Annotated in this window: 9 protein-coding genes; 6 read left to right on the forward strand and 3 right to left on the reverse strand. The window is 39.0% G+C overall.

All coding sequences use genetic code 11. The features are described from left to right. The first annotated feature begins 27 nt into the window (after positions 1 to 27). On the forward strand, positions 28 to 954 hold the full coding sequence (locus OD757_RS00640) for a hypothetical protein (RefSeq protein WP_263030528.1): 927 nt from the start codon (positions 28 to 30) through the stop codon (positions 952 to 954). Between the two features lie 50 nt (positions 955 to 1,004). Here OD757_RS00640 and OD757_RS00645 read toward each other — a convergent pair whose 3' ends face one another. After that, positions 1,005 to 2,933, reverse strand: coding sequence for an ATP-binding cassette domain-containing protein (locus OD757_RS00645; RefSeq protein ID WP_263030529.1), 1,929 nt, complete (start codon positions 2,931 to 2,933; stop codon positions 1,005 to 1,007). A 253-nt stretch (positions 2,934 to 3,186) separates the two neighbouring features. On the opposite strand from OD757_RS00645, the gene OD757_RS00650 reads away from it, so the two are divergent. From OD757_RS00650 to erpA, 4 genes are all read left to right on the forward strand, one after another. Next, positions 3,187 to 4,191 (forward strand): putative solute-binding protein, encoded by a 1,005-nt coding sequence (locus tag OD757_RS00650; RefSeq protein ID WP_263030530.1) that lies wholly within the window; start codon positions 3,187 to 3,189, stop codon positions 4,189 to 4,191. A gap of 255 nt (positions 4,192 to 4,446) precedes the next feature. Continuing rightward, on the forward strand, positions 4,447 to 5,454 hold the full coding sequence (locus OD757_RS00655; RefSeq protein WP_002115480.1) for a putative solute-binding protein: 1,008 nt from the start codon (positions 4,447 to 4,449) through the stop codon (positions 5,452 to 5,454). Between the two features lie 352 nt (positions 5,455 to 5,806). Further along, a complete protein-coding gene (locus tag OD757_RS00660; protein WP_009392891.1) occupies positions 5,807 to 6,811 on the forward strand; it encodes a putative solute-binding protein in 1,005 nt (334 codons plus the stop codon). 124 nt (positions 6,812 to 6,935) lie between these two features. Then, entirely contained in the window at positions 6,936 to 7,271 is a 336-nt protein-coding gene (gene erpA, locus OD757_RS00665; RefSeq protein WP_003656048.1) for an iron-sulfur cluster insertion protein ErpA, read from the forward strand. Between the two features lie 60 nt (positions 7,272 to 7,331). On the opposite strand, the gene OD757_RS00670 is transcribed toward erpA, so the two are convergent. Then, positions 7,332 to 8,174 carry an alpha/beta fold hydrolase gene (locus OD757_RS00670; protein WP_263030531.1) on the reverse strand — a complete coding sequence of 281 codons (843 nt, stop codon included), beginning with the start codon at positions 8,172 to 8,174 and terminating at the stop codon, positions 7,332 to 7,334. 130 nt (positions 8,175 to 8,304) lie between these two features. Next, on the reverse strand, positions 8,305 to 9,432 hold the full coding sequence (locus tag OD757_RS00675; RefSeq protein ID WP_252611094.1) for an anhydro-N-acetylmuramic acid kinase: 1,128 nt from the start codon (positions 9,430 to 9,432) through the stop codon (positions 8,305 to 8,307). Positions 9,433 to 9,493: 61 nt separating this feature from the next. Here OD757_RS00675 and tyrS point away from each other — a divergent pair, with 61 nt between their 5' ends. Further along, a complete protein-coding gene (gene tyrS / locus OD757_RS00680; protein ID WP_009392842.1) occupies positions 9,494 to 10,726 on the forward strand; it encodes a tyrosine--tRNA ligase in 1,233 nt (410 codons plus the stop codon). Positions 10,727 to 10,970: the final 244 nt, after the last annotated feature.

A 10,970-nucleotide genomic window follows, 5' to 3' on the forward strand; every position in this document is an offset into this window, starting at 1 on the left:
TTCTATTTATATCAAGAGAATATAATTTTGAAAAAAATACAAAAACTCTTATGCATTGGGATCATGTTTTTCAATTGTTTATTTCAACTGCATGCTGCTACAGCCCCAACTTTTTATGGAAAATTAGTATTTCATCGTTATAGTGATTATGACGCATGGGACAGTAAGCTTTATCTTTATAACTTCACAACGCAACAGACCACATTACTGGGTGCAAATTGGAAAATCGACCATATGATGAATGGTCATTTTTCTCCAGATGGAAAATGGTTAACGTTCATGGGGGTAGCTTCTGGGCAACACTATGGAGATGCATGGGATGTATATGCTTGGAAAGTGGAAAGTAGTGAGTTACCCATTAACTTAACTCAGGGGAATAATAAACGTGATGAAGATCCTAAATTCATAGATAACCAGCGTATTATTTTTAAACAAAATGGCGATTTAAAAATCGTCAAAATGACGGATCGTACGATTACTTCGGTTACTCAAAATGGTTGGGATATTGAGGAGTCAATGCCTTATCCGATGGTGAATACCACTCAAATTTTATATGCGAAAGGTGCTGGGAATAATTCTAGAATTTTTAGTATTGATCAGTCGGGCGCCTATGATACACAGCTGACCAATATTGCTTCATATTATCCAGTATGGTGGCAAGGCAGCCGGTTCTTATATGTGCGTTGGTATAGCTCAACAAATGCCCACGATCAGATTTATTCTTATGATATGGTTAATAAACAAACCACACGTTTGCCATTTAACAGTACTACCGTCGACACTTCAGACCCAGCGCCTTTAGACCAACGTTATATGGTGGTATCTCTTGCAGGGCAGACAGGAAGCCGTGGCGGTTATGATCTATACATTGCGGATAGTTTATCCAGTAATGTTTGGCCTTTACCTATCAATACCAATTTAAATGAATTAGGGGCTTTTTATACCCCGTATTAATTAATAAAAAAGCCGATTAAGAAATCGGCTTTTTTATTTTGGAAAATAGATTAATCAAAAGAAGTTTCCATCTCTTCTAATTCCATCATGAGTTCTAAAAGCTGCTCTTCATATTGCTCAAGTTTAGCCTTTAACTCAGTTTGTTCATTCATAAGTTTGAGTAGATCATCCTTACGTGCCGCATCATATAAAGACGTATCTGCTAAAGATTCTTCAATTTTGACAAGCTGTGGTTGAAGTTTCTCAATTTGAGATTCAACTTTTTCGATATTTTTACGAATAGGTCGAGTTTGTTCACGACGGCGAGCTGCTTCTTTACGCTGCGCTTCTTTGTCAACTTTAGCTGGGGCGGCAGTGGTAGAGGACGAATTATTCTGCGCCACAGCAGTTTGAGCATTGATGAGTTGCTGACGTGCTTCACGGAGCCATTTTGCATAATCCTGTAAATCGCCTTCAAACTCGGTACATTTACCGCCGTGCACTAAAAGAAGCTCGTCACAAACACTTGCAATGAGTTGACGTTCGTGGGAAACCAGTACAACAGCACCTTCAAAGTCTTGTAATGCCATGCTCAATGCATGACGCATATCAAGATCTAAATGGTTCGTCGGTTCGTCCAGAATTAAAACATTTGGACGCTGCCATACAATCAGTGCGAGGGCTAAACGAGCGCGCTCTCCACCAGAAAAGGTTTCACATGGCGTATCCATGCGTTCACCACTAAAGCCAAAACTACCTAAAAAAGAACGTAAGGTGGCTTCACTAATTTTTTTGTCTGCTAAACGGGCAATTTGTAACATTGGAGTAGCATGGCCATCTAAAGCATCCATTTGGTGCTGGGCAAAGTAACCAATATTAAGTAATTCTGACGCCTTTCGTTCACCCGCTAAGAGCGGTAAATCACCTACTAAGCTCTTAATTAAGGTCGATTTACCCGCGCCGTTCATACCAAGTAAACCAATACGTGAAGTTGGTGTAATTTGTAATCTAATTTTTTCGGCAATTTGTTTATCACCATAACCAATGCTGGCATTGTCTAAAGTCAGCAAAGGAGAACTCATTTTGGTCGGTTCACGGAAACTAAAGGTAAACGGCGTATCTACATGAGCGGGCGCAAGTTGCTGCATGCGCTCAAGTTGTTTAATACGACTTTGTGCCTGACGAGCTTTAGTCGCTTTTGCTTTAAAACGGTCAATAAACTTTTGTAGATGAGCACGTGTTTCTTCTTGTTTCTCAAAAGCTTGTTGTTGTTGGGCAAGACGTTCACTACGCGTAGTTTCAAATGTAGAGTAGTTTCCGGTGTAAAGCGTGAGTTCCTGATTTTCAATATGAAGAATATGATCTGTAATCGCATCTAAAAAGTCACGGTCATGCGAAATGAGGATGAGTGTACCTTCATAGGCTTTAAGCCAATCTTCTAACCACAGAATTGCATCTAAGTCTAAGTGGTTTGTTGGTTCATCTAGTAATAATAAATCTGAACGGCTCATGAGGGTACGCGCCAAATTTAAACGCATCCGCCATCCACCTGAGAAACTCTCAACGTTCAAACGTAATTGATTTTCTAGAAAACCAAGACCAGCCATGAGCTGCGCAGCTTTAGAGGGCGCTGAATAACCATGAATTTCATCAAATCGGCCATGCAATTTAGCCAATTCAAAGTCACTCAGTTGATCTGGTTGAGCAAGCTTATTTTGAATATCCCAAAACTCTTCATCACCTGAAAGAACAAAATCAATTGCAGGCATATCTAAGGCTTTTATTTCTTGCGCCATATGCGCTACGGTCCAGCCTGAAGGACGAGTAAGTGAACCTTCATCGGCACCTAAACTCCCAAGTAATGCAGCAAATAACGTCGATTTACCTGCACCATTTACACCAGTTAGACCAATCTTCCAACCTGGGTGTAATTGCATAGACGCTTTTTGAAATAAAATACGTCCACCGCGGCGTAAAGAAACTTGGTCAAATTGAATCATCTTATTGTATCGAGGTGAGTTAGGGATGCTGTATTTTAAAGACAACTGCCGATGAAAACAAAACATTCCGGATTTTAGTGAGTCACAGTCAATAATTGTAGAAATAGAAAAACTCTAGACTCAGCTATTCATCCGAAATTTTCAAAATATTGAACAAGATAGAACACATTTAAAAAAATATGACTAAAATAAAAGCAGTTTAAGATTTGGTTGATAAATGAGCTACTAATAGAAATAGACTAAGGAAAGTCAAATGAAAAAAGGATTGGGGATAATTGGCACAGTATTTTGCTGTGTTATGGGAACAGCGCAAGCGGGACAAAATGTTTGTGTGTTTGATTTATTAGGAAAGTCAGGTGAATCCTATAAAATGATGGAAGAGTGGGCTCTCGCAGCGAAAGAATGGCAAGCAGATATCACCTTAATTCCATTTCAAGATGAAGGTTTGGTTGACCGTAGACTGCGCGAAGGTAAATGTGATGCCGCTTATATGACCTCTATGCGGACGCGAAATTATAATAAATTTGCAGGTTCGATTGATGCGATTGGTGGGGTAACCAGTAATGCGATTGCCCAAAAAGCAATTAGCTACGTTCTTGATAAACGCAATAAAAATCGTATGGTAACTACGCAGAATGGAACAAATTATGAGGTCGTCGGTATTGTCCAGATTGGTTTAGCCTATTTATTTGTGAAAGATAAGAACCTGAACTCAATTGAAAAAGTGCGTGGGACTAAATTTGCTATTTTGCAATATGATGCAGCACAAAAAATTATGATTGAAAGTATTGGCGCAAAACCTATTCCTTCTGAAATTACCGATTTTGTAAAAAAGTTTAATAGTGGTCAAGTCGATGCAATTGCTGCACCGGCTTATGCCTATAAACCACTAGAGATTGGCAAAGGTGTTGGAACGAATGGGGCTATGTTTACTTTTCCGGTGGTGAACGTTACGGGTGATTTAATTACTCGAAGTGATAAGTTCCCAGTCGATTTTGGAATAAAGTCACGTGATTGGTTTATACAACAAATACCTCAGAACTTTGCCATGGTAAAACGACTAGAAATAGGTGTACCCTCAAAAATTAAAATGAATTTTTCAGCAGAAGATAAAACTAAATATCAAAAAATTCTACGTGAAGGTCGCCTCAGCTTAACAAAACAAGGGGTATACGATGCAACCATGATGAGTGTGCTTAAGCGTGCTCGCTGTACAGTGGAACGGACAAATTTTGAATGTACCCTGAATGGAGAGTAGTTGATTTTTTAAACACAAAAACGCTACATATATTTCAAAGCTGAATATGGGTATGAAAATTGTGAATATAAAAAGTAACTTACGGAAACTTAGTGATTTTTACTACTAATAAATAATTTAAATTGAACAAACAATGGTTCAATTAGATAAAAATATTTGAGTAAAAGCTCTATTTTTTTCTAAAAAACATGATTAATATCTGTCTTTGAAAGGAAACTTCAAACAAAAAATCTGTTCCGTGGAAGGATGAAGAAAATGAAAAAAATCGTACTTGCTATGGCTGCCGCTTCTGTTGTTGGTTTTTCTGCTTCAGCGCAAGCAGCGAGTACCGTATGTGTATTCGACCTCTTAGGAAAAGCAGGCGACTCATATAAAATGATGGAAGAATGGGCTCTAGCTGCAAAAGGCTGGGGTACTGAAATTAACTTAGTTCCTCGTCAGGACGAGGCTGTTGCTGATAATGATTTTAAAGCAGGCAAATGTGATGCTGTAGCAATGACAGCAATGCGTGCACGCCAATATAACAAATTCGCAGGATCTATCGACTCACTCGGTGGTGTTCCAAATAACCAAATCGCTCAACGTGCAATTACTTATGTATTAGATGCGCGTAATGCAGCAAAAATGACCACTAATATGGGTGGTAAAAAATACGAAGTTGCTGGTATTTCTCCGCTAGGTTCAGCATTCATTTTCGTACGTGACAAAAACATCAATTCTGTTGAAAAAGCTGCGGGTAAAAAATTCGCCGTACTTGGCTATGACGATGCACAAAAAATTATGGTGCAACGCGTAGGTGCTCAAGCAGTTCTTTCTGATATTTCAAACTTTGCTGCGAAATTTAACAATGGTCAGGTAGATATGGTAGGTGCGCCTGCTTATGCTTACAAACCATTAGAGTTAAATAAAGGTTTAGGTGCAAACGGTGTAATGTGGAACTTCCCTGTTCTACACGTTACAGCAGATCTAGTATTACGTTCTGATAAATTCCCAGCTGGTTTTGGACAAAAATCTCGTGACTGGTTTGTTAAACAGTTACCGAAGAGCTTTGCAATGATCAACCGTTTAGAAGCGCAAATTCCTGGCAAATACAAAATGAACTTAAGTGCAGAAGATAAACTTAAGTATCAAAAAATGTTGCGTGATGGCCGTATGGACTTAACTAAACGTGGTGTTTACGATGCAGGAATGATGTCTGTACTCAAAAAAGCACGTTGTTCTGTAGACAAGGCTAACTTTGAATGTTCAATGCCTGGTGAATAATCCCAATTTCTTTCAAGAAGCCTAGACTGAGTTCTAGGCTTTTTGTTTTCTATGTCCTGTCAATTCTGCCATTGTGGTTAGTTAGAAAGACGTTAAGCTAAATTTAGATAAAAACTTCATAAGGAAACATGAAGGTATAAAAATGGATCAAGGACTTGAGTGATTAAAATAATTGCTAATAGGTAGGTTAATCACTATCTATTTTTCATGGAAATAAAATCATAAAAGCAAATAGGGTCTGTACAAATATTCCAACATGATTTTTATATGAGGCCTATCCGATTCATACCATATCGGTGTGAAATTTCTTGGTATCGAAAAACAAAAACTCCACAAGGAAAGGAAAAAGAATATGCAATTTTCCAAAATGCTATTACTTGCGATGGGACTTACTACAGTTTCTTTTGCAGCTCAGGCTAAACAGACAGTATGTGTTTTTGACTTCGTTGGTAAAAATGGCGATGTTTATGCGCTGATGAAGGATTATCAACTTGCTGCTAAAAACTGGGGAGCTGATATCGAACTTAAAGTAAACCAAAATGAAGCTGTGATTGCTGAAGATTTTAAAGCAGGCAAATGTGATGGGATTAGTGTGTCAGGAATGCGTGGCCGTCAATTTAACTCATTCACAGGGTCATTAGACGCAATCGGAGCCATCCCTGATCTCAAGCTTGCTGTAAAAGTGATGCAAGGTTTAGCGAGTCCGACTTTTAGTAAATATATGGTTAATGGTCGCTATGAGGTTGTCGGTGTTATTCCGGTTGGTGATGCTTACCTTTTAGTAAACGATCGCAGCATCAATACAGTAGCGAAAGCCGCAGGTAAGAAAATTGCTGTTCTTGACTATGATGAAGCACAAAAAATTATGGTTCAGCAGGTCGGGGCACAGGCTGTTAGTGCTGACGTAACAAATTTCGGCGCGAAATTTAATAACCATCAGGTTGATATTATCGGTGCGCCAGCAGCAGCATTTAAACCTTTAGAGTTACAAAAAGGTTTAGGAACAAAAGGTGCGATCGTGAACTATCCGATCTTACAGGTCACCGGAAATATTATTATCCGTCCTGATAAGTTCCCAGCTGGTTTTGGTCAGAAATCTAGAGAATGGGTTTCAGGTCAGTTACCACGTGCTTTTACCATCTTGGGTAAGATGAAAGCTGATATTCCACAAAAATACTGGATGGATGTCCCAGCAGCCGATAAGCCGGGTTACCAAAAGCTCATGCGTGAATCACGAATTAACCTTACACAACGCGGTGTGTATGATAAACGCATGATGAAACTACTATGGCAGTTCCGTTGTAAACAAGATGCTAAAAACTTCGAATGTGGCTTACAAGACGAGAATTACAAATAATCTTGATAAAAATACTCAAGATTGGCTTTAAACTTCGAAGACAGACCCTATATTGATTATGCTATACTCAATATAGGGTCTTTTTTATTTTGAAAGGCACAGCAAAATCCGAGGAACAATCATCATGAATGCCCAAGCTCTAGTTTTGACAGATAATGCTGCCAATAAGGTACGCCAACTCCGTGATAGTGAAGGGAATGACGATCTCATGTTACGTGTATATGTAACGGGAGGCGGCTGTTCAGGGTTTTCGTATGGCTTTAATTTTGCTGAAAGCGTAAATGAAGATGATGCAGAATTCGTAAATGGCGATGTAAAAATGCTTGTGGATTCACTTAGCTATCAATATTTAATTGGCTCAGTGGTTGACTATGTAGAAGGCCTTGAAGGGTCGCGTTTTATTATCCAAAACCCGAATGCAACAACAACATGTGGTTGTGGTTCTTCATTCTCGATTTAAAAGAATTTTAAAATTTAAAAAACCTCTCCATGACGAGAGGTTTTTTTATTGATCAGATTATTATTTTTGACGAACAGATTCTAAAAAGTATTGCACCAGTTCAGGCGCATTCTGATATGGAATCCAATGTGACGCATCCATAAAAACTGCCTCATACCTATTTTTAAAATAATCTGAGTTTAGCTCGGCACTTTTTTCTGTAACGGCAATATCATGTTTACCCCAAATAAAAAGAGTAGGAACATCTATTGCTTTAAACGGATTTTGAGGCTTGTCCCAAAAAAAGCCACGATACCAATTCAACGCCGTAGATAATCTATTTTCTTCTATAAACTCCGCCTCGAATATCGCAATTTGCTCTTCGGTCATACCTGATGACTTAAGAAACTTACGGCCCAATTTAGGTATCTTTTTAAATAAAAGTTCGGGCAGAATCGGTAGCTGAAAAATTGCAAAATAATAAGATTTAAAAAGTTGTCTGCTGCTTAAGCAGGCTTTTAAAAAAGCAGCTTGATGGGGCACAGAAACTAAAGTGAGATGTTGAATATATTGTGGATACTTCATAGCAACGCCCGAAGCGATTGCCGAGCCCCAATCGTGCCCAATTAAATAAACTGGCTGCCCAAGCTGCTCAATGAAACTCGCCACATCTTCTACAAGTTCACTCAGTGAATATTGAAAGCGGCTTTGAGGCCTAGCATTTAAACTATAACCACGTTGATGAATCGCAAGCGTTCTAAATTGATGCTGATGCAATAATTCAGAGGTTTGCTCCCAACTATGAGCAGTTTCTGGAAAACCATGCAATAAAACAACGAGTGGACCATCTAGAGGGCCTGAATCAATCACATCGAATGTCCAAGCCCCACGTGTGTATTGATGAATACGTTTAGTCAGATCCATACAAACATGCCTTAAATTATTTTTGTCGGCATTTATCATGAGTTTTTATGCTCATTTAAATAACAGCATTTCGGGTCAGTAAATGTGCTATGAGGTCGAATCTGGCCAATCAATCAATAAATAAATAGTTTTATACCGCCGTGATCGTGCCTAGAATTCTGAAATCCGATGCACCTGTTACCGCTGGCAAATTACCACTTAAACCATTTACAAAACGCATTGCTAACCAAGCAAAAGCTGTAGCTTCGACCCAAGTAGGGGAGAGCCCTAAGACGTCTGTAGGTTGAACAGACCAATTGTGCTTACGAAGACGCCAGCGTAATTGTTCTAATAAATAAGAGTTATAAGCACCACCACCACATACATACACTTCACCTGTTTCCATCTCAGAGCGATAAATCGCTTTTTGAATGGCACGCACAGTAAGCTTTAGTAGGGTAGCTTGGATGTTTTCAGGGGTATCTTCTAACTCATCATAAGTTAAATCATTTCGCCAATCGATTAACTGGTCATCTAACCAGTCAATATTGAAATCTTCACGTCCTGTGCTCTTAGGAGGTTCTTTAGAAAAATATTCATGAGCATGAAGACGGTCGAGTAACGAACGAATAGGATGACCGTAAGCAGCCCAATCACCATTTTCATCATATGGATGACCTGTATGGCGATGACACCAAGCATCCATCAAAATATTTGCAGGACCTGTGTCAAAACCAAATACGCCGTCAGCATTATTGGCAGGCAACATACTCACATTAGCAATACCACCCAAATTCAAAATCACACGATGAATACTTGGATGTTGAAATAGTGCTTGATGGAAAGCTGGAACCAATGGTGCGCCTTGACCGCCTGCTGCCATATCTCTACGACGGAAATCTGAAACAACCGGAATCTGAGTGATTTCAGTAATGATGTTGGGATCGCCAATTTGTAGTGTAAATCCATGTTCTGGACGGTGACGAATGGTTTGTCCATGCGACCCAATTGCTTTAATTTGACTACGATCTAACTGGTTTTTTTCAATGAGAGTATTAATCCCATGACCAATCATTTTGGCTAGAGCAACATCAGCTTTACCCATGCGGTCAATTTCATTGTCATCAGGTAAAGTTAATGCCATAAGCTCATCACGTAATTCGGGTTCGAATGGAACCGTAAGAGTGGCATGAAGCTGTAGTGGCTCAAATGAAGCCGCAACAATATCCACACCATCCATACTAGTGCCAGTCATTACGCCGATATAGATTGCGCTCATATGCAACTTCCCCTGCAAGACGCTGAAAAAATGTTAGTATATCGCACAAATTGAATAACTGATGTGTTTAGGTTTTGTGATGTCAAATTTCTTGCCCGCCGAAGAACAGCTTGCCCTCATCCAACGAGGCACGCACGAAATTATTTCAGAAGAAGATTTACTGAAAAAGCTCAAAGAGAATCGTCCTCTTAAAATTAAAGCTGGTTTTGACCCTACTGCGCCAGATTTACATTTAGGACATACGGTTCTTATTAATAAACTAAAAACTTTCCAAGATTTGGGCCATGAAGTTACCTTCTTGATTGGTGACTATACCGCGATGATCGGTGACCCAACTGGTAAAAGCGCAACTCGTCCGCCGTTGTCACGTGAACAAGTAGAGGCGAACGCTAAAACTTATCAAGAACAAGTTTTCAAAATATTAGATCCGAATAAAACAAAAGTACGTTTTAACTCAGAATGGTTTAATCAAAAATCTGCTGCTGACCTCATTCAGTTAGCAAGTCAGCAAACCGTATCTCGTATGTTAGAGCGTGATGACTTTACAAAGCGTTATAGCAACCATCAGCCGATTGCAATCCATGAGTTTTTATATCCTTTAGTTCAAGGTTATGACTCAATTGCACTTGAAGCTGACGTAGAGTTAGGCGGTACAGACCAGACCTTTAACTTACTTATGGGACGTACTTTACAAAGTCGTTATGGTCAAGAATCTCAAGTGTGTATCACTGTTCCGATTCTAGAAGGTTTAGATGGCGTAAATAAAATGTCTAAATCTTTAGGTAACTATATTGGTGTATTTGATACACCAGGGGCAATGTACCAAAAAGTTTTATCAATGCCAGACTCGCTAATTGAACGATATTTCGATTTATTAAGTTTTAAATCTCTAGATGAGATCAAAACTTTATTAGATGAAATTGCTGCTGGTCGTAATCCACAAGAAGTAAAACGTATTCTTGCGCTGGAGCTCGTTGAGCGTTTCCATGATGCAGAAGCTGCCGCTAATGCACATAAAAGTGCTGGTAACGTTATTACAGAAGGTGAAGTACCAGAAGACACCCCAGAAGTAACGATTTCACGTGGTGAATTTGGTGGAGAAATCTTTATTGCCACAATTCTACGTGTAGCAGGTCTAAATCCAAATGCAGCTGCGGCAAAAGATGCTGTAGCGCGCGGTGCAGTAAAAGTTGATTGGAATGTTATTGATGCAAGTTTCTCTGTAAAAGACAACGGAACTTTCATTATTCAGTCAGGTAAAAAAGCAATTGCTCGTGTAACGTTCACTGACTAAGTAAAGTTGTGTAGTGATAAAAAGCAGGAGTAATCCTGCTTTTTTTTATTTAAGGATCAAAAAAACAATTCAATGTTCCACGTGGAACTATCTATAAATCAGTAATAATTAAAAGTAATCACAGCAAATAACAAGATAGAGAGAAATATAGTTTGAGAGTAGAGCATTTGCTCTAATATGTCTTTGGAATCTTTGGAATCTTTGGAATCTTTGGAATCTTTGGAATCTTTGGAATCTTTGGAAT

The organism is Acinetobacter sp. AYS6 (genome assembly GCF_025630795.1).
Lineage (GTDB): Bacteria > Pseudomonadota > Gammaproteobacteria > Pseudomonadales > Moraxellaceae > Acinetobacter.

Coding starts and splice junctions, on each gene's coding strand:
- OD757_RS00645 (WP_263030529.1), bottom strand. CDS start 2,933: ATGATTCAATTTGACCAAGTTTCTTTACGCCGCGGTGGACGTATTTTA.
- OD757_RS00650 (WP_263030530.1), top strand. CDS start 3,187: ATGAAAAAAGGATTGGGGATAATTGGCACAGTATTTTGCTGTGTTATG.
- OD757_RS00655 (WP_002115480.1), top strand. CDS start 4,447: ATGAAAAAAATCGTACTTGCTATGGCTGCCGCTTCTGTTGTTGGTTTT.
- OD757_RS00660 (WP_009392891.1), top strand. CDS start 5,807: ATGCAATTTTCCAAAATGCTATTACTTGCGATGGGACTTACTACAGTT.
- erpA (WP_003656048.1), top strand. CDS start 6,936: ATGAATGCCCAAGCTCTAGTTTTGACAGATAATGCTGCCAATAAGGTA.
- OD757_RS00670 (WP_263030531.1), bottom strand. CDS start 8,174: ATGGATCTGACTAAACGTATTCATCAATACACACGTGGGGCTTGGACA.
- OD757_RS00675 (WP_252611094.1), bottom strand. CDS start 9,432: ATGAGCGCAATCTATATCGGCGTAATGACTGGCACTAGTATGGATGGT.
- tyrS (WP_009392842.1), top strand. CDS start 9,494: ATGTGTTTAGGTTTTGTGATGTCAAATTTCTTGCCCGCCGAAGAACAG.